General features: G+C 62.0%; 27 protein-coding genes and 1 pseudogene. 10 read left to right on the forward strand and 18 right to left on the reverse strand.

Annotation, left to right across the window (positions count from 1 at the left end; genetic code table 11):
• Positions 1-13: 13 nt before the first annotated feature.
• The 5 genes from tkt to DNK49_RS09265 form a co-directional block, all read right to left on the reverse strand.
• Positions 14-2035 carry a transketolase gene (gene tkt / locus DNK49_RS09245; protein ID WP_110524056.1) on the reverse strand — a complete coding sequence of 674 codons (2022 nt, stop codon included), beginning with the start codon at positions 2033-2035 and terminating at the stop codon, positions 14-16.
• Between the two features lie 138 nt (positions 2036-2173).
• On the reverse strand, positions 2174-4174 hold the full coding sequence (locus DNK49_RS09250) for a methyl-accepting chemotaxis protein (protein WP_110524057.1): 2001 nt from the start codon (positions 4172-4174) through the stop codon (positions 2174-2176).
• A 91-nt stretch (positions 4175-4265) separates the two neighbouring features.
• Entirely contained in the window at positions 4266-5141 is an 876-nt protein-coding gene (locus DNK49_RS09255) for a phosphoribulokinase (RefSeq protein ID WP_110524058.1), read from the reverse strand.
• Positions 5142-5164: 23 nt separating this feature from the next.
• Positions 5165-5419, reverse strand: a complete 255-nt coding sequence (locus DNK49_RS09260; protein ID WP_110524059.1) for a hypothetical protein — start codon at positions 5417-5419, stop codon at positions 5165-5167.
• A gap of 67 nt (positions 5420-5486) precedes the next feature.
• Positions 5487-6296, reverse strand: a complete 810-nt coding sequence (locus DNK49_RS09265; protein ID WP_110524060.1) for an inositol monophosphatase family protein — start codon at positions 6294-6296, stop codon at positions 5487-5489.
• 162 nt (positions 6297-6458) lie between these two features.
• Between DNK49_RS09265 and DNK49_RS09270 the strand changes: the two genes are divergently transcribed.
• The 5 genes from DNK49_RS09270 to DNK49_RS09290 all read left to right on the forward strand — a co-directional run bounded on the left by DNK49_RS09270 (position 6459) and on the right by DNK49_RS09290 (position 12139).
• On the forward strand, positions 6459-7181 hold the full coding sequence (locus DNK49_RS09270; protein WP_110524216.1) for a 16S rRNA (uracil(1498)-N(3))-methyltransferase: 723 nt from the start codon (positions 6459-6461) through the stop codon (positions 7179-7181).
• A 45-nt stretch (positions 7182-7226) separates the two neighbouring features.
• Complete coding sequence (gene pap / locus DNK49_RS09275) at positions 7227-8714, forward strand: polyphosphate:AMP phosphotransferase (protein WP_110524061.1); 1488 nt, start codon at positions 7227-7229, stop codon at positions 8712-8714.
• Between the two features lie 239 nt (positions 8715-8953).
• Positions 8954-10276, forward strand: a complete 1323-nt coding sequence (gene argA / locus DNK49_RS09280; protein ID WP_243632293.1) for an amino-acid N-acetyltransferase — start codon at positions 8954-8956, stop codon at positions 10274-10276.
• A 55-nt stretch (positions 10277-10331) separates the two neighbouring features.
• On the forward strand, positions 10332-11723 hold the full coding sequence (locus tag DNK49_RS09285) for a sensor domain-containing diguanylate cyclase (protein WP_243632294.1): 1392 nt from the start codon (positions 10332-10334) through the stop codon (positions 11721-11723).
• Positions 11724-11866: 143 nt separating this feature from the next.
• Positions 11867-12139, forward strand: a complete 273-nt coding sequence (locus DNK49_RS09290) for an oxidative damage protection protein (protein WP_110524064.1) — start codon at positions 11867-11869, stop codon at positions 12137-12139.
• 79 nt (positions 12140-12218) lie between these two features.
• Here DNK49_RS09290 and phoU read toward each other — a convergent pair whose 3' ends face one another.
• The 4 genes from phoU to DNK49_RS09310 all read right to left on the reverse strand — a co-directional run bounded on the left by phoU (position 12219) and on the right by DNK49_RS09310 (position 15697).
• Entirely contained in the window at positions 12219-12920 is a 702-nt protein-coding gene (gene phoU, locus DNK49_RS09295; protein WP_110524217.1) for a phosphate signaling complex protein PhoU, read from the reverse strand.
• 60 nt (positions 12921-12980) lie between these two features.
• The gene (rpiA, locus tag DNK49_RS09300; protein WP_110524065.1) at positions 12981-13643 is read right to left on the reverse strand and encodes a ribose-5-phosphate isomerase RpiA; all 663 of its coding nucleotides are present in this window, start codon (positions 13641-13643) and stop codon (positions 12981-12983) included.
• A gap of 31 nt (positions 13644-13674) precedes the next feature.
• The gene (gene moeA, locus DNK49_RS09305; protein ID WP_110524066.1) at positions 13675-14925 is read right to left on the reverse strand and encodes a molybdopterin molybdotransferase MoeA; all 1251 of its coding nucleotides are present in this window, start codon (positions 14923-14925) and stop codon (positions 13675-13677) included.
• Positions 14926-15070: 145 nt separating this feature from the next.
• A complete protein-coding gene (locus DNK49_RS09310) occupies positions 15071-15697 on the reverse strand; it encodes a c-type cytochrome (RefSeq protein WP_110524067.1) in 627 nt (208 codons plus the stop codon).
• Between the two features lie 121 nt (positions 15698-15818).
• Here DNK49_RS09310 and yihA point away from each other — a divergent pair, with 121 nt between their 5' ends.
• Both yihA and hemB read left to right on the forward strand, forming a co-directional pair.
• A complete protein-coding gene (yihA, locus tag DNK49_RS09315; RefSeq protein WP_110524068.1) occupies positions 15819-16472 on the forward strand; it encodes a ribosome biogenesis GTP-binding protein YihA/YsxC in 654 nt (217 codons plus the stop codon).
• A 208-nt stretch (positions 16473-16680) separates the two neighbouring features.
• Positions 16681-17709, forward strand: a complete 1029-nt coding sequence (hemB, locus tag DNK49_RS09320) for a porphobilinogen synthase (RefSeq protein ID WP_207806931.1) — start codon at positions 16681-16683, stop codon at positions 17707-17709.
• 96 nt (positions 17710-17805) lie between these two features.
• Here the strand turns inward: hemB and DNK49_RS09325 are convergent, their stop codons facing one another.
• The 3 genes from DNK49_RS09325 to bioB are packed head-to-tail and all read right to left on the reverse strand — an operon-like array spanning position 17806 to position 20428.
• Positions 17806-18453: a pyrimidine 5'-nucleotidase gene (locus DNK49_RS09325; RefSeq protein ID WP_110524069.1), complete on the reverse strand. Its 648-nt coding sequence runs from the start codon at positions 18451-18453 to the stop codon at positions 17806-17808.
• Positions 18454-18473: 20 nt separating this feature from the next.
• Positions 18474-19388 (reverse strand): methyltransferase domain-containing protein, encoded by a 915-nt coding sequence (locus DNK49_RS09330; RefSeq protein WP_110524070.1) that lies wholly within the window; start codon positions 19386-19388, stop codon positions 18474-18476.
• Positions 19389-19438: 50 nt separating this feature from the next.
• Entirely contained in the window at positions 19439-20428 is a 990-nt protein-coding gene (gene bioB / locus DNK49_RS09335) for a biotin synthase BioB (RefSeq protein WP_110524071.1), read from the reverse strand.
• Positions 20429-20498: 70 nt separating this feature from the next.
• Here bioB and DNK49_RS24965 point away from each other — a divergent pair.
• From DNK49_RS24965 to trmL, 3 genes and pseudogenes are all read left to right on the forward strand, one after another.
• Positions 20499-20681: pseudogene (locus DNK49_RS24965) on the forward strand (double zinc ribbon domain-containing protein); the annotation flags it as partial.
• Between the two features lie 42 nt (positions 20682-20723).
• Entirely contained in the window at positions 20724-21191 is a 468-nt protein-coding gene (locus DNK49_RS09340) for a ComF family protein (protein WP_279386414.1), read from the forward strand.
• 40 nt (positions 21192-21231) lie between these two features.
• Complete coding sequence (gene trmL, locus DNK49_RS09345; protein ID WP_110524073.1) at positions 21232-21699, forward strand: tRNA (uridine(34)/cytosine(34)/5-carboxymethylaminomethyluridine(34)-2'-O)-methyltransferase TrmL; 468 nt, start codon at positions 21232-21234, stop codon at positions 21697-21699.
• A gap of 75 nt (positions 21700-21774) precedes the next feature.
• On the opposite strand, the gene DNK49_RS09350 is transcribed toward trmL, so the two are convergent.
• From DNK49_RS09350 to DNK49_RS09375, 6 genes are read right to left on the reverse strand one after another with little or no spacing between them, the layout of a single operon-like run.
• Positions 21775-22758 carry an NAD(P)H-dependent glycerol-3-phosphate dehydrogenase gene (locus DNK49_RS09350; RefSeq protein WP_110524074.1) on the reverse strand — a complete coding sequence of 328 codons (984 nt, stop codon included), beginning with the start codon at positions 22756-22758 and terminating at the stop codon, positions 21775-21777.
• A gap of 5 nt (positions 22759-22763) precedes the next feature.
• Positions 22764-23210 carry an SH3 domain-containing protein gene (locus DNK49_RS09355; RefSeq protein WP_110524075.1) on the reverse strand — a complete coding sequence of 149 codons (447 nt, stop codon included), beginning with the start codon at positions 23208-23210 and terminating at the stop codon, positions 22764-22766.
• 15 nt (positions 23211-23225) lie between these two features.
• On the reverse strand, positions 23226-23681 hold the full coding sequence (secB, locus tag DNK49_RS09360; RefSeq protein WP_110524076.1) for a protein-export chaperone SecB: 456 nt from the start codon (positions 23679-23681) through the stop codon (positions 23226-23228).
• A 33-nt stretch (positions 23682-23714) separates the two neighbouring features.
• Positions 23715-23984, reverse strand: coding sequence for a glutaredoxin 3 (gene grxC / locus DNK49_RS09365; protein WP_110524077.1), 270 nt, complete (start codon positions 23982-23984; stop codon positions 23715-23717).
• A 2-nt stretch (positions 23985-23986) separates the two neighbouring features.
• Positions 23987-24403 carry a rhodanese-like domain-containing protein gene (locus DNK49_RS09370; RefSeq protein WP_110524078.1) on the reverse strand — a complete coding sequence of 139 codons (417 nt, stop codon included), beginning with the start codon at positions 24401-24403 and terminating at the stop codon, positions 23987-23989.
• 20 nt (positions 24404-24423) lie between these two features.
• The gene (locus DNK49_RS09375; protein WP_110524079.1) at positions 24424-24756 is read right to left on the reverse strand and encodes an ArsR/SmtB family transcription factor; all 333 of its coding nucleotides are present in this window, start codon (positions 24754-24756) and stop codon (positions 24424-24426) included.
• Positions 24757-24993 lie beyond the last annotated feature (237 nt).

Below are 24993 nucleotides of genomic sequence, written 5' to 3' on the forward strand. Positions count from 1 at the left end.
GACGACGTTTTAATCAGTGAATGCGTTGCTTGACGGCCTGCACCACGCTTTCAGCCGTGATGCCGAAGTGCTTGAACAATTCGCCTGCGGGTGCAGACTCGCCAAAGGTGTCGATGCCGATGACCGCTCCCTCCAGGCCGACATACTTGCGCCAGCCGTCGGTAACACCAGCCTCGACCGCGATTCGCGGCAGGCCGGCAGGCAGGACGCCGGCCTTGTAGGCGGCATCCTGGCGGTCGAAAACATTGGTTGAGGGCAGCGAGACGACGCGGACGGCGATACCGTCATCGAGCAGGCACTTCTGCGCCGCAATGGCCAGCGCAACTTCCGAACCCGTGGCCAGGATCACGGCCTGCGGCTTGCCGCCTGCGGCTTCCGACAGGATGTAGCCACCGCGGCGGATCTCGGCAATCTGTTCGGCGCTGCGGTTCTGGAACGGCAGGTTCTGACGCGAGAAGCACAGTGAGGAAGGGCCGGTCTTGCGTTCGATTGCACAGGCCCAGGCGACGGCCGATTCAGTGGTGTCGCAGGGGCGCCATACATCCATATTGGGGATCAGGCGCAAAGTGGCGATCTGCTCCACCGGTTGGTGGGTGGGACCATCCTCGCCCAGGCCGATGGAGTCGTGGGTGAATACGAATATCTGGCGCAGCTTCATCAGCGCCGCCATGCGCAGCGCATTGCGTGCGTATTCACTGAACATCAGGAAGGTGGCGGTGTAGGGGATCAGGCCACCGTGCAGGGCAGCACCGTTGGCAATGGCGGCCATGCCGAATTCACGCACACCGTAGTAAACATAGTTGCCGCCGGTCTCGCGGCTGACACCCTTGGCACCAGACCATAGCGTCAGGTTGGAGCCTGCCAGGTCGGCGGAGCCGCCAAGCAGTTCAGGCAACTTGGGTGCAAAGGCCTCGATGCTGTTCTGGCTGGCCTTGCGGGTGGCGATGGTCTCGGCCTTGTCGTTCACCTTGGCGATCACTGCGTCGACATGCGCCGACCAGTCGGCTGGCAGCGCGTTGTCGATGACACGACGGCGGAACTCGGCGGCGAGTTCGGGGAAAGCCGCGGTATAGGCGGCGAAGCGGGTGTTCCAGTCGGCTTCAGCCGCCGCGCCCTTGCTGCGGCCATCCCAGGCCCCGTAGACGTCGGCGGGAATCTCGAACGGGGCATGATCCCAGCCGATGTGTGCGCGTGCCGCTGCAATTTCCGCAGCGCCCAGCGGGGCACCGTGAACGTCGTGTCCGCCCTGCTTGTTGGGGGCGCCGGCGCCGATCACGGTCTTGCAGCAGATCAGGGTGGGCTGGCTGGTGTTGGTATGCGCCTGCTTGATGGCAGCGTCGATCTCGGCGGCATCATGGCCCTGGACATCGCGGATGACCTGCCAGCCATAGGCCTCGAAGCGCTTCGGCGTGTCGTCGGTGAACCAGCCCTCGACGTGGCCGTCAATGGAGATGTTGTTGTCGTCGTAGAAGGCCACGAGCTTGCCCAGGCCCCAGGTGCCCGCCAGCGAGCAGGCCTCGTGCGAGATACCCTCCATCAGGCAGCCATCGCCGAGAAAAACGTAGGTGTGATGGTCGACGATGGTGTGGCCGTCACGGTTGAACTCGGCAGCGAGCACCTTTTCGGCAAGCGCCATGCCAACCGCATTGGTGATGCCCTGGCCGAGCGGGCCGGTCGTGGTCTCGACGCCCGGCGTGTAGCCGTATTCCGGGTGGCCCGGCGTCTTGCTGTGCAGCTGGCGGAAACGTTTGATCTCTTCGATCGGCAGGTCGTAGCCGCTGAGGTGCAGCAGTGCGTAGATCAGCATCGAGCCGTGGCCGTTACTGAGCACGAAGCGGTCGCGGTCCGCCCACTTGGGGTTGGCCGGATTGTGCTTGAGGTGGTGCCGCCACAGCACCTCGGCAATTTCTGCCATCCCCATCGGGGCGCCCGGATGGCCGGAGTTGGCCTGTTGTACCGCATCCATCGCCAACGCACGGATGGCGCCGGTGAGCGGGTTGAAAACCGGGGGCTTGACGTTTCTGGACTGCGACATGGTTGCCTCGAAGCCGCCGGGGCGGCTGGAAAAAACCAGAATTATCGCTGAAAACCCGGCCTTTTTGGTAGATCAGGAATTCCAGCCCTGCAATGACGCCGAATGCGGCGCACTGCAGGGGAATATGTCGCGAGAATGTTACAGGCGGAAGCGTCCTACCAGCTGGCCGAGGCGTTCGGCGGTACGCCCGAGTTCGTCGATGGTGCTGGAGGCGTCCTGAATGGCGGCATCGGTTGCCTGTACCATGGATGATGCCTGTTCGATCGACTGCGCCAGCTGGGTGGTGGCCGAACTTTGCTCCTGGGTCGCTTCCGCGATTTCGCGGACGCGACCGGCGGCCTGATCCATCTGGGCTTCGATGGATCCGATTTCGCCGGCCACTTCCTGTGCCTTCAGCATGCCGGCGTCAACCGCGTTACGTGCCTGTTTCATGCCGTCGACCGCGGCCTGGGTTTCGTTGCGGATGGATTCGATGGTGGCGCGAATCTCCAGGGTGGCCGAGCCGGTGCGTTCGGCCAGTTTGCGTACCTCGTCGGCGACTACGGCAAACCCGCGGCCCTGTTCACCGGCCCGGGCCGCCTCGATGGCAGCATTGAGCGCGAGCAGATTGGTCTGGTCGGCGATCTCGCGGATGACCTGGGCGACGCCGGCAATCTGTCCGGAGCGTTGTTCAAGCCCGCCAAGCGAGCCTGCCAGTCCCTCCATGGTGCTGCCGATGCCCTGCATCTGTTGCTCCATGGCGCGCACCGCTGCCGCGCTGCGTTGTGAGACGGCGCTGGTCTGCAGCATGGTTTCGTCCGCCTCGCGGGCGTGCTCGGCGATGTGCCCGATGGAAACGGTGACTTGTTCGACCGTGGCGGCATTGCTGCTGGATGTGTCGGCGAGGGTGCGTGAGCTGCCGGCCACCTGCTGGGTGGCATTGGTCACAGTGCGCAAGCCGTGTTCAAGCGTGTTGCTCTGGTCGCGTACCTCAAGGAACATGCGTTGCAGCGACGTCAGGAATGCATTGACGCTGCCCGCGACCCGACCGAGTTCGTCGTCGCTGCGGATATCCAGGCGGCGGGTAAGGTCGCCCTCGCCGCCGGCAAGGTCTTCCATGGCTTTTGCGAGCTGATTGAGCGGACGGGTGAGTGCGGTCAGCAGCGTGAAGATGACCGCTGCGGTCAAAACCAGGCTGAGCAGGCCGAGCACGATCGCGGTGCGCAGCAGTTGATCTGCCGATTCGGTGATGACCTCGCGGGGCACCGATACGATGGCACCCCAGGCGTGTTCCGCGCCCTGGATCTCGATGCGCTCGAGGAAGTGGCTGATGCCTTCGTCGTCGAGCCAGCTGTACTCCTCGCCACGGGCCAGTGCGGCCAGTGCCGGGGCGGGCAGTGTGCTGGCTGTCCTGCCCACCGCATTGCGCTCAGGGCCATAGACGACAAGGCCCGACTGACTGAGGATGGTGACGTAGCCGACACCGAATGGCTTGATGTCGCCAAGCCACTGGCTCATTGCGTCAAGTGCGATGTCGGCGCCGGCGATGCCGTAGAAGCGCCCCCGTATCATCACGGGCTGCACCAGCGAGGCGATCAGCATCTTGCGGCCACCGACCTCGTACTCATAGGGGTCGGAGACAAATGGCTGGCCAGTGCGCTTGGGGACCTGGTAATAGTCACCGGCGCCGGTCTGGTCATAGTCGACCAACGGTTCGACCTTCAGATTGCCGTCGCCCCTGTTCCAGTAGGGCACCAGACGGCCACTGGCGTCATGGCCCGGGGTATTGGCGAATTGCTCATCGTTGTCGTCGAAGGCGCCCGGCTCCCAGCCGGTGAAGAGACCCAGCAAGGCAGGATTGCCATCGAGTTGGCGGCGCAGGATGGCGTTGACCGAGTCGCGATCAGCCGTGCCGTGACTGCGCAGGCCTTCAAGCACATGGCGCAGGCCGAGCGCTGTCGTCATCGACTGGTCGAGGTGTTGCGATACGGTCTTGGCTGCGAGTTCGGCTGTGCGCTTGGCGCGGATGTCGCCTTGCTCGAGCACGGCGTTGTAGCTTTGGTACGACATGACGCCGATGGTGACGGTGAATCCGGTGGCCACCACCGCGAGGGTGGCGGTCAACAGTTTTGCACGAAGGCTGGAGAACATTCCGGGCATGGCAGGTCGATCCTGTTTTTTCGGGGCGCGAGCCCCGTGAATGGCTTCGTTCAGCCTGCTAACGGCACGGTGGGGCGGGACTTTAGCGGCGTCACACCCACTGGCGGCGACGTTCCATCAGCTTCCAGATGAGCGGGGTCAGGATCAGTTGCATCGCCAGGTCGAGCTTGCCGCCCGGAATCACGATGGTGTTGGCTCGACTCATGAAGGCATCGTGGATCATGCGCAACAGGTAAGGGAAGTCCACCCCGCGCGGGTCCTTGAAGCGGATGACCACCATGGATTCATCCAGCGTCGGAACATCGCGTGCGATGAAGGGGTTTGAGGTGTCCACCACAGGAACGCGCTGGAAGTTGATGTGGCTGCGGGAGAACTGGGGCACGATGTAGTGCACGTAGTCGTGCATGCGGCGAAGGATGGTGTCCTGCACGGCCTCGGCCGAGTAGCCGCGTACGCGGGTATCGCGATGAAGTTTCTGGATCCATTCGAGGTTGATCGTTGGCACCACGCCGATCAGCAGATCGACATGACGGGAAACATCGACCCGCTCGGAAACCACCGCGCCGTGCAGCCCTTCGTAGAACAGGCAGTCGGTGCCGACGGGCAGGTCTTCCCATTCGGTGAAGGTCCCCATTGGCAGGTTCCAGCGCATCGACTGGGCTTCGTTGTGAATATAGTAGCGCCGCCGTCCGGTGGCCGACTCGCCGTAGGCGCGGAACAGGCTTTCCAGTTCTTCAAGCAGATTGGCTTCTGGCCCGAAATGACTGATGCCGCGCTTGCCTGCGTGCTCTGCCTCCTCGATCAGGGTCTTCATCTCCGACCGGGTATAGCGGTGGAAGCTGTCGCCTTCGACGATGGCTGCATTGACGTTTTCGCGATGAAAGATCGCCTCGAAAGTGTGTTTGACCGTGGTCGTGCCCGCGCCAGAAGAGCCGGTGACTGCAATGATGGGATGCTTGAGCGACATGTCGAATCCGTATTGCTTGCGGTCTAGCGAGTGTCGTCGACATAGACCCGGTGTGCTGCCATCACCAGGACGTGGACTTCGATCGCGGACAGTTCCGGGTAGTGGTCACGCACGACGCGGTAGGCGAGGTGATCGAGGGAAACGTTGGCCCAACGGTTTTCCTTGGCGAAGAACGGCTCGATCATGACGTAAGCCTCTTCAAAGATCTCGCGGACGCGATGGTACTGGCGCCGGTCCGGCTGGTCCTGTGCGGTTTGTGCTGGAGAGGGCGAAGTCATGGCGTTGGCAATGGCTGAGTCTTTCGTGATGATAGCTGGAGATGGTGCGATGCGGAAATTGACCCTGTCAGGAGTGTGCCTGCAGCCAGGCTCGCCATTCAGCGAACAGGGCCGGGCTGGCAGCCGCGATGACGCCACGCTTGACCGCCGGGCCAGCCATCAGCGTGCCGCCGTCGAGCGCGATCGCCTGGCCGCCAGACTCGGACAGGATCAGCTGGCCCGCGGCGTAATCCCACAGCATCTGTCCGCCATGCAGGTAGACATCAAGCCGGCCGGCGGCGACGAAGCACCATTCGAGCGCGCTGGAGCCGAAGTTGCGTTGAGAGTAGTACGGCGGGCGTACCGCCAGCTCGTCGCCCAGGTGATGGCTGATGCGTTTGAAGTCCACGCCTGCCACTGCGTCCTTCAACTGGCTGGCGCCGCCACGCAGGGGCAGTTCGGTACCGTTGAGAAAGGCGCCTGCGCCCTTCGCTGCATAGAAGGATTCATCGGTGATCGGGTTGTAGACCACGCCGAAACGTGGCTCGTGATCGACCAGATAGGCAATCGAGACCGCGAAGAAAGGAATGCCGTTGGCAAAGTTGGTGGTGCCGTCGATCGGGTCGATGCACCACAGGCCACGCTGACCCTCGCTCCACAGGCGGGCCTGCTCCTCCGCACTCATTTCCTCGCCCAGCACCGGACCGGGCATGAGTTGGGGCAAGGCATCGGTGAAACGGCGCTGCGATTCGACGTCGGCTTCGGTAAACAGCGAACCATCCGCTTTGCGGTTGCGCGCCGACTTGAGGTAACGCGGCAGGATTTCCTCCCGCGCGATGTCCCGCACCATGGATTCGAGTGCGCGTGCGCGGGCCAGACGTTGCGCTGCTGTCGGCATCTCAGAGCCCCCTTGCTTGAAATTGATGAATGCTGCCGGGTGCCTGTGAGGCGACCGACGTGTGCCTGCGATCTTCGTGTGCCCGGCGTCATGCCGGCGCCGTGCCAACCTCGATGCGGCGCCACGATAGGCCGGCAGGCAATGCGTGCCTATAATCTTACGATGATTTCACGCTTTCATTTTCCTGACGTATTACCGGATGGTGGCGAGCTCGCCCTGCCCGAGTCGATTGCCCACCATGCGCTGCGGGTCTTGCGATTGCACGACGGTGACGCGCTGGTGCTGTTCGATGGCTCGGGTGTCGAGGTCGATGCGACGCTTGTTGTCCGCGGTAAACAGGGGTTTGCCCGGCTCGGAACGCGGCGTTGTCCCGAGCGCGAGTCGCCATTGAAGGTGGTGTTGGTACAGGCCTTGGCCAGTGGCGACAAGATGGACTGGATCGTGCAGAAGGCGGTTGAGCTGGGTGCGTCTGGCGTGATCCCGGTACAAGCCGAGCGCTCCGTGCTCAGGTTGACCGGTGAGCGAGCAGACAAGCGCCACGCGCACTGGCAGCAGGTCGCCGTTGCGGCGTGCGAGCAGTGTGGGCGCAATGTCGTGCCGCAGATCGAGCCCATCCTTCCCTTGGCAACCTATCTGCAGGTGTCGGTCGATGTGGCGCGTTGTGTGCTGGCACCGGAGGCTTCGTCTGCGCTGACCGAGGTGCCACGCCCAGCGGACGCGCTACACCTGCTGATCGGGCCCGAGGGGGGCTGGAGTGACGCCGAGATGGCGATGTTCAGTCGCGCCGGGGTGAATGCGGTGGGATTGGGGCCACGCGTGCTGCGTACCGAAACCGCCGGGCTGGCGGCCCTCGCCGCACTTCAGGCGCGTTGGGGTGATTTCTGACGCAGTTTTTCCGCTCTTCGAGTGGAGTCAACGGAGACATGCCAGATGTTCGAATCTGCTGAACTGGGCCATCAAACCGATAAGGCAACATTCGAGTCCGAAGTGCCAGCGCTGCGTGCCGCCCTGCTGGATGCACAGTTCGAACTGCTTGATCTGCGCCGTTTTGCGGTCGTGGTGCTCATCAATGGCATTGATGGCGCGGGCAAGGGTGAGACGGTCAACCTGCTCAACGAATGGATGGATCCGCGTCATATCCAGACCTGGGCGTTCGATGTGCCGACCGAAGAAGAGTCCGCACGGCCTTTCATGTGGCGCTACTGGCGGGCCTTGCCACCCAAGGGCAAGATTGGCGTGATGTTCAACAATTGGTACACCGAGCCGATTCGCGAGCGTGTCGAGCGCAGCAGCAAACGGGGCGAGTTTGATCAGCATCTGGCCGAGATCCTGCGTTTCGAAGAAATGCTGGTGCGCGAGGGGGTGCTGGTGGTGAAGCTCTGGTTTCACCTGTCGCGTGCCGGGCAGAAGAAGCGCCTCAAGGATCTGGAGAAAGACCCCAAGACCCGTTGGCGGGTGACCGAGCGTGACTGGCGCTTCTACGATCTCTACGAGCGCTATCGTGAGGTGGCAGGCCATGCCCTGCGCCTGACCAGCACCGGGGATTGCCCGTGGACCATCGTCGATGGCAGTGATCCGCGCTTTCGCGCATTGTTTGTGGGCCGCACCCTGCTCGAGGCCTTGCAGAAACGTCTGGCGATCGCTCAGCGCAACTGGGTGTCGCGCCAGACCGCCGCGCCGCTGCCGCCCCAGATCGACAACTTGAACCTGCTCAACGCGCTGCAGTTGCGTCAGGAGATGGATAAGCGCAGTTATGCCGATCAGCTCGAACGGCTTCAGGGGCGACTGGCGCTGCTGACGCGGGACGAGGCTTTTGCGCAACGTTCGCTGGTGCTGGTGTTCGAGGGGGCGGATGCGGCAGGCAAAGGCGGTGCGATCCGTCGTATCACCAGTGCGCTCGATGCCCGCCAGTATCGGATCGTGCCGATTGCGGCACCGACCGAGGAGGAGCGTGCGCAGCCCTACTTGTGGCGTTTCTGGCGCCATCTACCGGGCCACGGCAAGGCAGTGGTCTTTGATCGTTCGTGGTATGGGCGGGTCTTGGTCGAACGCGTCGAGGGGTTCTGTTCCGAGGCAGACTGGATGCGGGCCTACGCCGAGATCAATGATTTCGAGGATCAACTGGTCCGTTCGGGCTCCATCGTGGTCAAGTTCTGGCTGGCGATCAGCAAGGACGAGCAACTCGAGCGGTTTCAGGCGCGCGAGGCCGAGCCACACAAGCGCTTCAAGATTACCGAGGAGGACTGGCGCAACCGCGAGAAGTGGGACGATTACGCTCGAGCGGTCTGCGATATGGTTGATCGGACCAGCACCGAGATCGCGCCATGGACGCTGGTGGAGGCGGACAACAAGTATTTTGCCCGGATCAAGATCCTGCGCACACTTTGTCAGGCGCTGGAGTCTGCGCTCGGAGCCTGAATGCTGCCGTCGGTCGGTTGCCGACGGCGCTTGTCATGGTGTGCGAATTAAACTGCGCGGTGGCAAGCTGAAACGATTGTCTATGACGAAAGACTCGGCTTATCCGCTAGAATCCTGACATACATCATGATGAAGCGTCAGCGTATGACATGCTTCATAGAACGAGCGGTGACCCCTTGACTGCAGAGCCTTCCAATTCGTCTTCTCCAATCGCGTCGCCGGAGCCCGAGCCGCCGGTGGTGACGGCGTTCGATTCCACGACTCAGTTCGTTGCCTGGGTGCGGGGAGCCGCGCCTTACATCCATGCCTTCCGGGGCAAGACTTTCGTTGTGGGCTTTGGCGGCGAGGTCGCTGGTGGCGAACTTGCACAGAGCCTGGCCTACGACTGCAACTTGCTGGCTGCGTTGGGTATCCGTTTGGTGCTGGTGCACGGCGCGAGGCCCCAGATCGATGCCGAGATGGCTCGACGTGGGCTGGAGCCCCGTTTTCACAATGGTCTGCGGGTGACCGATCCGGCCACGCTCGAGTGCGTGAAGGCCGCGATGGCCGTCACCCGGTTCGAGGTCGAAGCATTGTTGTCGCAGGGGCTGCCGAATACGCCCATGGCCGGCAGCTACATGCGGGTGACCGGTGGCAACTTCATCACCGCGCGTCCGGTCGGTGTGGTCGATGGGGTGGATTACCAATTCACCGGTGCGGTGCGAAAGATCATTGCCGAAGAGATCAATGCTGATCTCGATCAGCAGAACGTGGTGCTGATCACCCCCCTCGGCGTCTCGCCTGCAGGTGAAATCTTCAATCTCTGCATGGAAGATGTCGCCGAGGCCGTCGCGGTGGCGCTGAAAGCCGAGAAGCTCATCTATCTGTGTGATGCGCCCGGCCTGCTCGATGCTGACGGGCGGTTGATCGAGTCCGTCACGGCAGACGAGGCACAGCGGCAACTGGATGCCTGTGAGGGCCTGACCGAGGATCTGCATCTCTACCTGCCGTGTGCGATCCGCGCAGTGCGCAAGGGGGTGGCGCGCTGCCACCTGATCGATCGTGACAAGGATGGTGGGTTGTTGCTGGAGTTCTTCACTCACAGCGGTGTCGGCACCGTGGTTGCCCGCGACGCCTTGTTCCGGTTGCGTGAAGCCAATATCGACGATGTGGCCGCGCTGGTATCGCTGATCTCGCCGATGGAGGCGGATGGTACCCTGGTGCGGCGAGGGCGCGAGTTGCTCGAGCAGGAGATCGAACGCTTCACCGTGGTCGAGTACGATGGCATGCTGGTGGGGTGTGCCGCGTTGTATCCTTTTGGTGAAGAAAATGTGGCAGAACTGGCGTGCCTTGCGGTTGTACCTGAATACCGTCGGGCTGGTCTGGGTGATCAATTGCTGCGGCGTATCGAGCGTCGAGCCCGGATGCAGCGACTCGAACGTCTGTTCGTGCTGACCACCCGCACTGCCCACTGGTTCCGGGAGCGGGGATTCAGCGAAGCCGGGCCGGATGCATTGCCGCAGCGCAAGCGTGATCTGTACAACTTGCAGCGCCGGTCCAAGGTATTTATCAAAAGTCTATGATTGGGCAAGCATTCATTCGCGTGCTCTTGTCATCCGAAGTCCGGGAGTGGTACGCGTGAACTGGCTGCGACGTTGGAAGCCGCCGGTGGGCTTGGCGCCAGCCGAGGCAAGTGAGCTGGCCTTGTTGCGCAACGTGACTGCAGGGATTCATGGCATCGAGGCGATCTTCACCCGGGATGGCCGGCTGCAGTGGATCAGTCCGTCGATTGAACGTCTGACTGCCCGGGCGCCAGCAGAGTACCTGTGTGCGGACGACCCTTTGTCCTTGATGGTCCATAGCGCGGATCTGAGCTATTGTCGGCGGGTGATCGAGGAAATCGTTTCTACCCAGGTAGGGCGTGATTTCGAGTTGCGTCTCCAGCATCAGGACGGAAGAATCAATTGGGTCGCGGGGCACTGGCGGCTGATGTTCGACGACGCCGGTGTGGTATCGGGCGTGCGTCTGTCGGCGGAGGATATCCAGGTCCGTAAGGAAACCGAGTACACGCTGCTCGAAACGGTGGCCGAGTTGCGGCGTGCCCAGGCGCTGCGTGAACACTACCTGACGCGCAGCAATGACGAGCGTCATCGACTTTCCGCGTTGCTCAACGTCATCCGGCTTGGCATCTTGTTCATTGACCGCGATCATCGCGTTCTCTATTACAACAAGGCGATGCTCGACATGTGGGGGTTTCCACCCGGCGAGAATCTCATCGGCATGCGTGATGTGGTCCTGCATAGCCGGGTGGCTCCGCTGCTGGCCGACCCGGCAAGTTATTTTGCCCATGTCGAGCAGGTCATGACCACGACGGCGGTCAGCGAACCCTACGAGATCGTGTTCCGCGATGAACGGGTGGTGACCGATCTGTCAGCCGAGGTCGAGGGGGACGAGGGCGGGCAGGGTATTGGGCGGGTGTGGATTTATGAAGACATCACCGAGCGCAAGCGTGTTGCAGGGCAACTGATTGCACTGGCTGAGCGCGATCCCCTGACCAACCTGTTCAATCGCAGGCGCTTCCACGAGGAGCTTGAGCGCCTGCTGGCGGACGGTGAGCGTCGCGACTCGGGCGTGGGGCTGCTGACCTTCGATCTGGATGGCTTCAAGCCCATCAACGATCGCTACGGTCACCAGGCCGGGGATGAGGTGCTGATTGGTCTTGCAGAAGGGGTGCGACGCATCATCCGGAGAAACGAACTGTTCTTCCGCCTGGGGGGAGACGAGTTTGCCGTGTTGGTGCCGGATGCGACCCCGGAGGCGCTGTCCGAACTCGCCGCGCGGGTGGTGGAGGGGGTCGGCGCCTTGCAGTTCCATTTTTCGGGCCAGGCAGCGAGCGTCACCGCCAGCATCGGTGCGGCCTGCTATCCCTTGCACGCCGTGGATGGTGAGTCATTGATGGCAGCGGCCGACGCGGCGATGTATCGCGCGAAGGCGGCGGGCCGTAATTGCTGGACCTTGGCTGAGCGCTGATTGCCTGGGCGGCTAACGCTGCCGGGTTTGGACGAATGCCGTGCATGACGTCTTTCGTCTGCGTAGTTGCTCGGTGTCAAGTCCGACAGGCTGCTAAAATGCGGGTCTGGAGTGTCGCTAACCCTAATCGAGAGGATCGAACGATGGCCCATATGGTCAACTGTATCAAGCTTGGACGTGAGGCCGAAGGGCTGGATGTGCCGCCGGTGCCTGGTGAGCTGGGCAAGCGCATCTTTGAAAGTGTGTCGAAGGAAGCCTGGCAGCAATGGGTCAAGTACCAGACCATGCTGATCAACGAGAACCGTCTCAATCTGATGGATGCTCGCGCGCGCAAGTATCTGGCCGAGCAGATGGAGAAGCACTTCTTTGAAGGTGGGGCGGATCAGATTGGTGGTTTTGTTCCGCCGGCCCAGTAATCCTGGCTTGATGGTCGTGTGTGACCCAACAAAAAAGGATGGCTGAGGCCATCCTTTTTTGTTGCCGTGTCCCGGCTGTTCAGCTCTGTGGGGTGCCGCCCTCGGCTGCGACAGACTTCGCGTAGCGCACATCGCGTCCCTGGACCAGGAACACGACATATTCGGCGACGTTCTTCGAATGATCGCCGACGCGCTCGATTGCCTTGGCAATGAACAGGACTTCCAGACTGTTGGAAATGGTGCGCGGATCTTCCATCATGAAAGTGATCAGCTGGCGCATGGTGCCCTTGAAGCAGGCATCTACTTCCTCGTCCTGCTTCTCGATCCTTGCCCAGGCAGAGATGTCTGCACGGGCAAAGCTGTCCAGCGCACTGCGCAGCATGTCCAGCGCCAGGCCGGCGCCATAGCTGAGGTCGACGCGCAAGGAGAAGGGCATCTCGCCCGAGTGCAGGCGTTTGGCTGCCTTGGCAATCTTCTTGGCTTCGTCGCCGATGCGCTCGAGATCGGCAATGGCCTTGATCACCGTCATGACCAGGCGCAGGTCGACCGCTGCCGGCTGGCGTTTTGCGATGATCTGGTTGCATTCTTCATCGAGCTCGATCTCAAGCAGGTTGATGCGATGATCACCCTCAATGACGCGTTCGAGCAGACCGATGTTGCCCGTTTTGAGACCTTCCAGCGCATTGGCGACTTGAGTCTCGACCAGGCCGCCCATGCGCAGTACGCCCGAGCGGATCTTTTCCAGTTCGGTATCGAACTGCTTGTAAGTGTGTTCGGTCATTTTTGCCATTGCAGTATCCATGAAGGTCGCAGGCTAGCAGGGCAACATTAAACTAATGTTTCAGTCACGAGCAAGCCGTGTGACACCGTCGGCGCGGGCCAGCAGCAATACGTCAGCCCCCCGGTGTGCAAAAAGACCGTTGGTCACGATGCCGACGATCTGGTTGAGCCGGGTTTCGAGCCCCTTCGGATCATCGATTGCCAAGCCATGCACATCGATGATCAGGTTGCCGTTATCGGTGACGAAGCCTTCCCGCAGCTTGGGTGTGCCGCCGAAAGCTGTCAGCTCGCGCATGACCTGGGCGCGGGCCATGGGGATGACCTCGACCGGTAGGGGAAAGCGCCCCAGGGTGTCGACCAGCTTGCTGGCATCGCAGATGCACACGAAACGACGTGCGACAGCCGCAACGATCTTTTCGCGTGTCAGCGCACCGCCTCCTCCCTTGATCATGCAGAAACCGTGGTCGATTTCGTCTGCACCATCGACATACACCGGGATGTGGTCGATGTCATCGAGTGTCACCAGCGGAATGCCATGGTCGGCAAGGCGGCGGGAGCTGGCTTCAGAGCTGGATACCGCACCGCGGATGCGATCGCGCATGCCTGCCAGTCCGTCGATGAAATGGTTGACCGTGGAGCCAGTGCCGACGCCGACAATGCTGCCTTCCTCGATTTCGGCGAGGGCAGCAAGGGCTGCCGCTTTCTTGAGTTCATCCTGATTCATGGTGGCCTTCGGGCGGAATAGGGAAACAAAGTCAGATCAGGCCGTCGAAGGCTTGCACCTTGACGAGATCACCTGCCTGGACGCCGGTGCAGTCTTCCGGCAGGACAATGAAGCAATCTGCCTCGGACATCGAGCGAAGCACGCCGGAGCCCTGCGCACCGGCGGTGGCAACACGGATCTGCCCTTCGCTGCGGTCCAGACGGCCGCGCAGGTACTCGACGCGTCCGGCCTGCTTGCGGAGGCTCTCGGTGCAGACTGCATCGAACAGATTGGCTTGGGGAAGAGGGCTGACCCCCATCAGCTTGAGCAAGGCGTCCTGCACGAACTGGTAGAACGTGACCAGCACCGCGACTGGGTTGCCTGGCAGCCCAAACAGGCGGGCATTGCCGATGCGGCCAAATGCCATTGGCCGTCCTGGTTTGATCGCCAGTTTCCAGAACGCCACCTCACCCATGCGACTCATCATCTCACGAATGAAATCTGCCTCACCGACCGACACGCCGCCGCTGGTGATGATCACGTCGGCTGCCTGCGACGCGTCGCAGAAGGCCGCTTCGAGCGCAGCCGGATTGTCGGCGATGACGCCCATGTCGATCAGTTCGCAGCCGAGACGGCTGAGCGCGCCGAACAGGGTATAGCGATTGCTGTCGTAGACCTCGCCTGGCCCCAGCGGTCGCCCGATGGATGCGATCTCGTCGCCAGTGGAGAAGAAGGCTACGCGCAACTTTCTGTAGACTGATACTTCCGCGCAGCCCAGAGAGGCAATGAGCCCGAGCTCGGCGGGGCCGCAGCGGGTGCCGGCGGCCAGCGCCACCCCGCCCAAAGCCAGGTCTTCACCAGCACGGCGCAGGTTCTGGCCGCGGCGCTGTCCCGGAGGTACGGTGACCTGGTCACCCTCGCGGCGGGTGACTTCCTGTACCACGATGGTGTCCGCGCCTTCAGGGATGGCGGCGCCGGTCATGATACGGACGGCCTGCGCAGGACCGACAATGCCGGAGAAGGGGCGTCCGGCAAAGGCGGTGCCGACGACGTGGAGAACGGTGTCTCCAACGGCGTTCAGGTCTGCGGCACGAACCGCATAGCCGTCCATCGCCGAGTTGTCGTGCGCAGGCACATTGCAGGGTGCGACCACATCCTGCGCGAGCACGCGGCCAAGTGCACTGCGCACCGGAACGCGCTCCCAACCCTTGATGGGTTCGATCGCTTCAAGGATGCTGCAGCGCGCCTGGGTTACGCTGAGAAAGTTGCGGCTTGGATCGCCGCTGCTGGCTGGCTGGGTCATGTCGTCTTCCCGCAGCAGAAGGCTGCCGTTATCGAATTACGGCATTTTTACATATCGGGCACTGCCTGGTGCAGTCCGTGCCGCGCCGCGCCTGCAATGAAAAAAGGGGTGGCCACGCCACCCCTTTGCCAAGCTCGGGCGTCGATCAGCGCAGGCCGGCTGCGTAGTCGGCGACCGCCTTGATTTCCGGGTCGGTCATCTTGATGGCGATCATGCGCATCATCTTGTTCGGATCGTTGGCACGGACCTCGTCGCGGAAGGCCTTGAGCTGGGCTTCGGTGTACTCGGCAAACTGACCCGCCAGTGCGGGGTACTGTGCCGGCAGGCCGGCGCCGGCAGGGCCGTGGCAGGCTGCACAGGCGGGCACACCCTTGGACGGGATGCCGGCACGCCAGATCTTCTGGCCGCGTTCGACGGTGTCGAGGTTCTTGGCCGCTTCCGGAACCAGCTTCTGACCAGCAAAGTAGACTGCCAGCCCCTTCATGTCGGCTTCGTCGAGGCCGGCGACCATGGCACCCATGACCGCGTTGTCGCGAACCGCCGGCTTGCCATCCCAGCTCTTGAATTCACGCAACTGCTTGAAAAGATAGTCGGCATGCTGGCCGGCGATCTTGGGATTGGCCGAGAGCTGGCTGTTGCCGTCTGCCGCATGACAGGCTGCGCAGATGGTCTCTGCAGTCTGTTTTGCCTTGGCCAGGTCGGGTGCCTGATCCTGGGCCTGGAGGCTGCCTGTGACCAGCAGCAGCGAGAGCAGCAGGGAACGCTTGATCATGATGTCCTCGGAAAGCCGTGAGTGGTTGTCTCAAAACGCGGTATTCTATATCACGAAACGCTTGTTGCGCGACGCGATGAGGGTTTTTTACCCCGCATAACGGCCTTTGCGCCCATTCTAGATGCCTATTTTTCGCAACGCACAATTTGAAATCTCAATTGCCAAGCCGTCCGGGCTGCCGCCCCCCAATGGCCCGGAGATCGCCTTTGCCGGGCGTTCCAATGCTGGCAAATCGAGTGCAATCAATACCCTGGCGGGGCATGTACGGCTGGCGTACGTCTCGAAGACGCCGGGGCGAACGCAACTGATCAACTTCTTCCGCCTCAATAGTGGCGCTTTGCTGGTGGATCTGCCGGGCTATGGCTATGCCGCGGTTCCGGAGAAGGTCCGGCGCGACTGGCAGGGCCTGATCGAGACGTATCTGCGCGAGCGCGAGAGTCTGGTCGGTCTGGTGCTGATGATGGATTCACGGCATCCGATGACTGCACTCGACCGTCAGATGATTGGTTGGTTTGCGCCTTCAGGGCGGCCGATTCATGTATTGCTGACCAAAAGTGACAAGTTGTCCCGTGGTCCTGCCAATGCCACGCTGCTTGAGGTCCGCAAGGCAGTGGCCGAGTTCGGGCCGCATGTTACCGTGCAGTTGTTCTCCAGCCTGAAAAAGACCGGTGTCGAGGAGTGCGAGCGTGTCGTTGCCGGCTGGCTGGGCTTGGACGGTGATGGCAAGCCGGGCGCGGAAGGGGCGTCCGGGGCAGAAATAAAAACCCCCGGCTAAGGGAGTGCCGGGGGCAAAAAGCCCCGAGGTTGTCAGGGCCCCGCTCAGGGAGGTGAAGCGGGGGATGGCGAGTTGCCATCCGAGGTGTGAGAGCGGGCAGGTGCCGTTTGGTTCCGGGTTGAAATATTTCGGAACGTTTTTGGCAGGCACTCGCTCTGTTCGGATGTCCCGCTGTATTTTTGATTCGATCGTGAAACCGGAATCCCATATGTTCGCCAACTCAAAGTCTGCAAACCCCGCTTTTCCCGCGACGCGCATGCGTCGCATGCGTCGCGATGACTTTTCCCGTCGCTTGATGCGCGAGAACGTGCTGACGTCTGACGACCTGATTTACCCGGTTTTTGTGCTGGAGGGGCAGAATCGGGTCGAGACCGTGTCCTCGATGCCGGGCGTGACCCGTGTCTCGCTTGATCGCCTGCTGCCTGTTGCCGAAGAGGCGCTCGCCCTTGGCGTGCCGGCGCTGGCGCTGTTCCCGGTGATCGATGCGGATCACAAGAGCGAAGGCGCGGAGGAGGCGTGGAACCCGCAAGGGCTGGTTCCGCGCGTGGTTGGCGAGCTCAAGAAGCGTTTTCCCGAGCTTGGCATCATCACTGACATTGCACTTGATCCCTATACCAGTCACGGTCAGGATGGTCTGATTGATCCGAGGGATCCGCGTGGCTACGTGATGAACGATGAAACGCTTGAGGCGCTGGCCAGGCAGGCGCTGTGTCATGCTCAGGCCGGTGCCGATGTGGTCGCGCCTTCAGACATGATGGATGGTCGGGTGGCGCGTATTCGCGCCGAGCTTGATCGCAATCAGCAGATCCATACGCGTATCCTGGCTTATTCGGCGAAATACGCTTCGAGCTTCTATGGCCCATTCCGGGATGCGGTGGGTTCGGCAGGTAATCTTGGTAAGGGCAACAAGTACACCTACCAGATGGATCCGGCCAACAGCGATGAGGCGATCAGGGAGGTGGCGCTCGATATTGCCGAAGGTGCTGACATGTTCATGGTCAAGCCCGGCATGCCTTATCTCGACATCGTTCGCAGGGTGAAGACCGAGCTTCAGGTGCCGACCTATGTTTATCAGGTCAGTGGCGAGTATGCGATGCTGAAGGCCGCCGCGGCAAACGGCTGGCTGGATGAGAAAGCCTGTGCAATGGAAGCCTTGCTGGCGTTCAAGCGCGCCGGAGCCGATGGCATTCTGACCTATTTCGCGCTGGATGCGGCGCGCTGGTTGAGGTCGGCCTGAATCTTCGCTCGTCCTGTCGTGGGCGAGCGCCCTGTCTTGCCGTTGATGCGTCAATGACGCTCCACCCCGCGCAGCGGGGCTGGCGGGGCGCCCCGGTCAGGCGATCAGGTGCGAGGTGGCGCGGCGCAACTTGATGATGGAGCTGATCTTGATGTCGACATGGGCAGGGTGGCGACTGCTCCGGCCGACCAGCACCGTGCGCATGCCCAGTTGCTTGGCAGTACGAAGGTTCGCTGCGGTATCTTCCACCATGATGCAACGGTGAGGGTTCAGGCGATAGCGTCGCAGGATCTGGCGGTAAGCTGCCATGCTTGGCTTGGGCTTAAGATCAAGCGCTTCGATGCCAACGACATCATCGAACAGGCGGCGGATGCCCATCAGGTCCAGGACGGCTTCGGCATAGGCCTGGGGGCCATTGGAGAAAACAATCTTGCGACCGGGCAGACGCACGAGCAGGCTCTTCAGGGCACGTTCGAATACCATCAATTCGTGCAGTCGGTCGAAGCGATGCGTCTCGCGCAGAAAGTGATGAGGGTCGGTGTCGTGGTGGCGCATCAGCCCTAGCAATGTGGCGCCGTATCGTTGCCAGTAGTGCATGCGCAGCGCGTTGGCCTCATCACGGCTCAAGCTCAGATGACGTTCCAGATAGGCAGTCATGCTGCGGTTGATGTGCGGGAAGATGTGCGGGCTGGCGTTGTGCAGCGTGTTGTCGAGGTCGAACAGCCAGACCGGCGCATTGCTCATGTGGGTTCCGATTCCGAGGGTCAGTCCTTGCCAGGCGTGCTGCCCGAGCGCGGGTGAAACTGCATGATGGCTCGACCGTCCGCTACTGTTTTGGCAGTGGCCTTCCAGGCGTGGCCTTGAATCACTTCGACGCTGACAGGCAGGCGACCGTCCCGGCGCAGTTTTTCATAAGCCTCTCGTGCTTGCAGCCAGCCGTGTCGACCGGAGAGGCCGCGTGGGCGGGAGCAGGCCGCATTGTTGCCGCCCGTCGCACGCAGGTCCTCAAAAAGGGTGTCGAGGTCGGCGTAGGTGAGAGTGAGCATTTCCATGTCCATCACTGGGTCCGAAAAGCCGGCCTTGACCAGGGCGTCACCGATGTCGTGCATGTCGATGAAGCGATGCACACGCTCGCCGGCATGGGTGGGCAGTACACTGCGCAACTCGCGTAAGGTGTCGGGGCCGAAGCTCGAGAACATCAGCAGCCCCCCCGTTTCCAGCACACGATGGGCTTCCTGAAGTGCGGGCAGCGGGTCGTGCAGGGCGGGTAGCATCAGGTTGGACCACACCAGCGAGATGCTGGCGTGGCGTACCGGCAGCGCATTGCCGTCAGCCGTCAACAGTGGGAGTCCGTTCGCAATCCGGCCTGTCAGGCGTTGCAGCAGGCTGGATTTGGGGGTGCTCCGGCGACGCGCCTGCATCAGCATGGCGCGCGAGATGTCAGCACCAAAACAACTTGCGTCCGGGTAGCGTTGGCTCAGCCGCATCAGGTCGCTACCCGTGCCGCAGCCCACATCAAGAATGCGCCTGGGTGTCAGCCTGATGTAGTCAAGGCGCTCTTCCATGCGCCGCGAGATTTCCCTTGCCAGCATGTCTGCATTGTCGTAGGTCTCCGCAGCGCGGCTGAAGCGCTGTCTCAGGCGTGGAGCGTCAAGGCGGAAGTCGGGATCTATTGCCACGGTTGGCGAGGGGCACGCACAGCGGCTGCCCCGTCAGCAATAAAGGTTTTTCAGATCGCAGTCAGGCCGAGTCGAGCAAACAGTTGCTCGTCATGGCCAGCGTCCGGGTTGTCGGTCGTCAGCAAGCGCTCGCCGTAAAAGATGGAGTTTGCGCCTGCCATGAAGCACAGGGCCTGCAACTCGTCACTCATCTGCTGACGGCCCGCAGAGAGGCGCACGAAGCTCTTCGGCATGGTGATGCGCGCAGCGGCGATGGTACGGACGAAATCAAAGGGGTCAACTTCGGTGCCATCAGCGAGCGGGGTGCCTGGAATCTGCACCAGGTTGTTGATCGGAACAGAATCAGGTGCCGGATTCATGTTAGCCAGTTGGGCGATCAGTGCCGCACGCCCCTGCTGTGTCTCGCCCAGGCCCAGGATGCCGCCGGAGCAGACATGGATGCCGGCCTCCCGGACCTTGCCGATGGTTTCGAGGCGATCCTGCAAGGTGTGGGTGGTGATGACCTTGGCGTAGTTTTCGGGCGCCGTGTCAACGTTGTGGTTGTAGTAGTCGAGGCCGGCTTCTGCGAGCTTCTCAGCTTGCCCGTCACCGAGCATGCCGAGGGTGACGCAGGTTTCGAGCCCGAGCTTCTTGACTTCACGGACCATCTCCAGCACCGGCTCGAGATCCTTGTCCTTGGGGCCACGCCAGGCAGCGCCCATGCAGAAGCGCGACGAGCCCTTGGCCTTGGCCGCGCGGGCGTGTTCAAGGACTTCTTCTACCGGCATCAGGCGTTCGCGCTCAAGCCCGGTGTCGTAGCGGGCGGATTGCGAGCAGTAACCGCAGTCTTCCGAGCAGCCTCCGGTCTTGATCGACAGCAGTGTAGAACGTTGAACCTCGCCCGCAGTGAAGTGCTCGCGGTGGACCTGCTGGGCGCGAAACAGCAAGTCCAAGAAGGGCAGGTCGAATAGTGCCTGGACGGCGTCGACACTCCACTCCGCATCGGCTGGCACGGTGCTGACGGACTTGCGGGCAAACGAAAGGGTGGCAGTAGTTGTCATGGTTCGAAATCCAGGCTGTAATTCGGCAACCGTGCATCTTCATCCAAGGCAGTAAACCTTGTCAAATTCGATGGTCGTGCTATCGCGCTTGCTGCATGTTGCCGCTGCGACAGTGCTGTCGCAGGATTGTTTCCTGTGTGGCGCTCCTGCGGGGCGTCGGCCGATCTGCGATGACTGTCGGGCTGAACTCCCCTGGCATGCCGAAAGTGTGTGCCCGGTGTGTGCGTTGCCGACTGCCGATGGGGGGGTGTGTGGCGCGTGCTTGCGCCGGCCGCCTGGGTTCGATGCGACGTGGGTGGCATTCGATTACGCCTTTCCGGTCGATGTGATGGTGAAAGCGCTCAAGTATCAACACCGGTTTGCGCTGGCAGGGCTCTTTGCTGACGTGCTAGTGGTGCCCGATGGGGTCGATCTGATCGTTCCAATGCCCCTGCATCCGCGACGTCTTGCTGAACGCGGGTTCAATCAGGCGGTGGAAATTGCGCGTCCCCTGGCAAGACGTGCCGGTGTTGAGCTGATGCTTGAGGCCGTGTCGCGGGTCCGGCACACGCCTTCTCAGGCGCAGTTGGGGAGAGACGAGCGCGAGCGCAATCTGCGAGGGGCCTTCGTCGGTGCCCGTCGTCTGGATGGCGCACGGGTGCTGGTGGTCGATGATGTCATGACGACAGGCGCATCCCTTGCTGCTGTTGCTGCGGTGCTCAAGGCCAATGGCGCGGCGCGGGTCGAGAATCTGGTTGTTGCACGCACTCCGACGCCCTTGTGATAGGGTCTGCGCCCTGTGATTTCCTGGCAGTCATTTTCTTATGTTCGATATCGTCCTGTTCGAGCCCGAAATTCCACCTAATACCGGCAATATCATTCGTCTGACTGCGAATACCGGAACGCGTCTGCATCTGGTCGAACCTCTGGGTTTTGATCTGAGTGACAAGCAGCTCGCACGTGCGGGGCTGGATTACCATGACCTGGCGCATGTTGCGGTACACCGGGATTGGGCGGCCTGCCTGAATTTTTTTGCCGGGCGACGGATCTGGGCCTTGAGTACGCGCGGAACGGTGCGCCATGATCATGTGGATTACCGCGACGACGATGTGCTGCTCTTCGGGCCGGAAAGCCGGGGGCTGCCACAGACCGTGCTGGATCAGATTCCACCAGGGCAACGTTTGCGAATTCCGATGCGGCCTGCCAATCGCAGCATCAATTTGTCGAATGCGGTTGCCGTTGTCGTGTACGAGGGTTGGCGACAGCGTGGGTTTGACGGCGCAGTGGGCTAGCTGACCGCGCAACGAATAGTTGCGACGGTCTCGGCATAGGCTGCGGTGCAGTCGCTGGGGGGGCGGTGCCGCCCGTTACTCCATCCGGGGGTCGCGCGACAGGAGTTGCTCCACCACATCGCGGGCGTTCCGGCCGTCGTGCAAAAGCGCATTGACGGCTTCACAGATGGGCATCTCCACGCCGATGCGGCCGGCCAGGCCAACGACTTCACGCGCGGTCGAGACGCCCTCGGCGACGTGGCCGAGTTCGCGCAGGATGTCCTGCAGGGTCTTGCCTTGGGCCAGCGCAAGACCGACCCGGCGGTTGCGTGACAGATCACCGGTGCAGGTTAGGATCAGGTCGCCCATGCCAGATAGCCCCATCAGGGTTTCCGGGCGTCCGCCCAAGGCTTCGCCAAGTCGGGCGATCTCGGCCAGGCCGCGGGTGATGAGTGCGGCGCGGGCATTCAGCCCAAAACCCATGCCGTCGGACACGCCTGCGGCGATCGCCATGACGTTCTTGATGGCGCCGCCAATCTCGCAGCCCACCAGATCGGTATTGGCATAAAGCCGCAACCGGGGTTGATGCAGGTGCTGAACCCATTGTTGGGCAAAGGCGGCGTCGGCAGCCGCCAGCGAGATCGCAGCAGGCAGGCCTTGTGCCACCTCGGCAGCAAAACTGGGGCCGGTGAGTACGCCACAGGCCGCGTCGACGCCGAGTTCTTCCTGGATGATTTCATGCGGGAGGCGGCCTGAGCCGGCCTCGAGACCTTTGCAGGCCCAGATCAGCGGCGTGCCGGGCTGCAGCTGCTGAAGCGCACGCGCGGTGTCGCGCAGGCCGGACAGTGGCGTGACGACCAGGTGCAAGTCGGCGCCGATGGCTGCAGCGGCAAGATCGGCAGTAAATCTCAGCGAGGGAGACAGCGTGACGCCAGGCAGGTAGCGCTGGTTGCAACCGTCCCTTTGCAGATCCTCAACATGACTTGGGCTACGTGCCCATAGGGTCACGTCATGGTGTTGGGTGTAGGCTTGGGCGAGCGCAGTGCCCCATGCCCCAGCGCCGAAAACGGATATCCGCATCCCGCTTACAGGCCCCAGACGTCGCTGACGCGCAGGAAGCCCTGCGTGCCATCGGCATGGCGGATCCGTACCCAGCCGTTTTCTGCGCTGCCGTTGAGTTGCAGTACTGCGTCACGTACCGTAGTGAACACAGCTGGGGATGTATCCGAGGCTTGCTGGCGGACGGTGGCACTTGCTGAGGTGACCAGCACGGTGCGTTCGGTGCTGACCGCGCGCCGGTCTATCCAGCTCAGTGCGCCCGCCGGGTCACGCACCTTCAGCCATTTGTCGAGCTCGACCACGACCTCGACCGGGGTGCCGGTCAGGATGATGGACAGCTTCCTGCCCTTGTCCGACGGGGTGTCGTACAGGATGGAAGGCTCGGTGACCGAACGAAATTCGATCGCCGAGGCGACGCCGCTGACAAGGGTCAGCGCGAGTGCGGCAATGAGGCCGAGTGTGCGTGATTTCATGGCGTGAGGGGTCTGTTATTGAACCGGCACCTCGCCGCCGGGCGCCTGCTGCTGGCGTGCCTGGTAGAGGGCTTCGAAGTTGACCGGTGCCAGCAGCACAGGCTGGAAGCCGGCGCGGGTGATCGCGTCCGAGACGGCCTCGCGGGCATAGGGGAAGAGAATGTTCGGGCAACCGATCATCATCACCGGCTCGAGATCACCCTCGGGGATGTTGCGGATCTGGAATACGCCAGCCTGGGCAACTTCGACGAGGAAGACGGCACGGTCTTCGCCCAGCTTGGCGGAAACGGTAACGGTCAGCGTGACTTCGAACAGGCCGTCGTCCACGCTCGCGCCGTCGGTGCGCAGTTGCACGTTGATCTGGGGATTTTCGCGCTCAAGGAAGATCTTGGGGGCGTTGGGGACTTCCAGCGAGAGGTCCTTGACGTAGATCTTTTCGATGGAGAAGACGGGTTGCGCGTTTTCGGTCATGTGAATTGCCTGGTCAGGTAGGTGGGTCGGGTATCAGGCGGCAGGGCCGCCCAGCAGCGGGACAAGTTCCCCGCGTTGGTCGAGTGCGTACAGATCATCGCAGCCGCCGACATGGTAATCGCCGATGAAGATTTGCGGAACCGTACGGCGCCCGGTGATCTGCATCATTTCGTCTCTTTGCTCGGGATCGAGGTCGATGCGGATCTTGTCGATCTCGGTGACGCCGCGCGCGCGCAGCAACTGCTCGGCACGCGCGCAATAGGGGCAGAAGTTGCTGGTGTACATGCGGACGACGGGTTGCATGGTCACTTCCTCTTGCGGCTGATGGGCTGGCCGGCCTTTTCCCACTCGAACAGGCCGCCACGCAGGTTGTAGAGCTTTTCGAAGCCGGCTTTCTTCAGGGTGCCGATTGCAGAGGCAGAACGTGCGCCGCTGGCACAGCACAGGATGATGGGACGCTCCTTGAACTTCTCAAGTTCATTGCTGCGACGGGCGAGTTCCGATAGTGGGAGGTGGCGTGCGTTGGGGATGTGCCCCTGGCTGTACTCACCCTGGTCACGGACGTCCACGACCACCGCTTCTTCCCGGTTGATCAGTAATGTTGCCTCGATCGGGCTGAGCAGGCTCTTGTTGCCCTGATTACGGATGAAGTCGAACAGCAACCAGCCGCCAGAGACCGCGGCCAGGGCCGCCCAGATCAGATTGTCTTGCAGGAAATCCACGAAAAAGGTGCTCCGGAAGGTTAAGAGGTATGGGTCGGGGGAATGCCGCAGAAGACTTCCCGCATCAGGACGATCAACTGCAGGGTGCGTTGATCGCCCACCCGATAATAGACGCGGTTGGCGTCTTTCCGGGTCTGCAGGACGCCCTTGTCACGCAGGATCGCGAGATGCTGGGAGATATTGCTCTGTGATGTGCCGACCGCCTCGACGATATCCTGCACGCAGACTTCCTCGCTGCCAAGAACGCAGAGAATCTTGAGACGCAGGGGGTGGGCGATCGCTTTCAGCGCACGTGCTGCGGTTTCGATGTGCTCGTGCTTGTCGATCAGCTCGAAGATGTCTTGATTATTCACGTAAGGGCCGGTAGGGCAAAACCAATAGTATAAAATACCGCGTCGTCCTCCTGTGCGCCAGTTGAGCTGTCGCCAGCAGGCTGCCAATGTGCGCTTTTCCACCTTCTGACTGATGTCGACGTCTCATGTGCCCGTACGCTCTGTTTCCTTGTATCCCAGCCGGCAGGCTTGAGGTCTGTTGTGCGTGCGCCGAACGAGTGTGTCGGGTGAAGCGGGAGCCTCTGCCCAGAGGCGGGC

The sequence above is a fragment of the Parazoarcus communis SWub3 = DSM 12120 genome, from assembly GCF_003226565.1.
Lineage (GTDB): Bacteria > Pseudomonadota > Gammaproteobacteria > Burkholderiales > Rhodocyclaceae > Parazoarcus > Parazoarcus communis.

Bases quoted from the DNA above. Each gene is read 5' to 3' on its own strand.
- tkt (WP_110524056.1), bottom strand. From the start codon at position 2,035: ATGTCGCAGTCCAGAAACGTCAAGCCCCCGGTTTTCAACCCGCTCACC.
- DNK49_RS09250 (WP_110524057.1), bottom strand. From the start codon at position 4,174: ATGCCCGGAATGTTCTCCAGCCTTCGTGCAAAACTGTTGACCGCCACC.
- DNK49_RS09255 (WP_110524058.1), bottom strand. From the start codon at position 5,141: ATGTCGCTCAAGCATCCCATCATTGCAGTCACCGGCTCTTCTGGCGCG.
- DNK49_RS09260 (WP_110524059.1), bottom strand. From the start codon at position 5,419: ATGACTTCGCCCTCTCCAGCACAAACCGCACAGGACCAGCCGGACCGG.
- DNK49_RS09265 (WP_110524060.1), bottom strand. From the start codon at position 6,296: ATGCCGACAGCAGCGCAACGTCTGGCCCGCGCACGCGCACTCGAATCC.
- DNK49_RS09270 (WP_110524216.1), top strand. From the start codon at position 6,459: ATGATTTCACGCTTTCATTTTCCTGACGTATTACCGGATGGTGGCGAG.
- pap (WP_110524061.1), top strand. From the start codon at position 7,227: ATGTTCGAATCTGCTGAACTGGGCCATCAAACCGATAAGGCAACATTC.
- DNK49_RS09290 (WP_110524064.1), top strand. From the start codon at position 11,867: ATGGCCCATATGGTCAACTGTATCAAGCTTGGACGTGAGGCCGAAGGG.
- phoU (WP_110524217.1), bottom strand. From the start codon at position 12,920: ATGACCGAACACACTTACAAGCAGTTCGATACCGAACTGGAAAAGATC.
- rpiA (WP_110524065.1), bottom strand. From the start codon at position 13,643: ATGAATCAGGATGAACTCAAGAAAGCGGCAGCCCTTGCTGCCCTCGCC.
- moeA (WP_110524066.1), bottom strand. From the start codon at position 14,925: ATGACCCAGCCAGCCAGCAGCGGCGATCCAAGCCGCAACTTTCTCAGC.
- DNK49_RS09310 (WP_110524067.1), bottom strand. From the start codon at position 15,697: ATGATCAAGCGTTCCCTGCTGCTCTCGCTGCTGCTGGTCACAGGCAGC.
- yihA (WP_110524068.1), top strand. From the start codon at position 15,819: ATGCCTATTTTTCGCAACGCACAATTTGAAATCTCAATTGCCAAGCCG.
- hemB (WP_207806931.1), top strand. From the start codon at position 16,681: ATGTTCGCCAACTCAAAGTCTGCAAACCCCGCTTTTCCCGCGACGCGC.
- DNK49_RS09325 (WP_110524069.1), bottom strand. From the start codon at position 18,453: ATGAGCAATGCGCCGGTCTGGCTGTTCGACCTCGACAACACGCTGCAC.
- bioB (WP_110524071.1), bottom strand. From the start codon at position 20,428: ATGACAACTACTGCCACCCTTTCGTTTGCCCGCAAGTCCGTCAGCACC.
- trmL (WP_110524073.1), top strand. From the start codon at position 21,232: ATGTTCGATATCGTCCTGTTCGAGCCCGAAATTCCACCTAATACCGGC.
- DNK49_RS09350 (WP_110524074.1), bottom strand. From the start codon at position 22,758: ATGCGGATATCCGTTTTCGGCGCTGGGGCATGGGGCACTGCGCTCGCC.
- DNK49_RS09355 (WP_110524075.1), bottom strand. From the start codon at position 23,210: ATGAAATCACGCACACTCGGCCTCATTGCCGCACTCGCGCTGACCCTT.
- secB (WP_110524076.1), bottom strand. From the start codon at position 23,681: ATGACCGAAAACGCGCAACCCGTCTTCTCCATCGAAAAGATCTACGTC.
- grxC (WP_110524077.1), bottom strand. From the start codon at position 23,984: ATGCAACCCGTCGTCCGCATGTACACCAGCAACTTCTGCCCCTATTGC.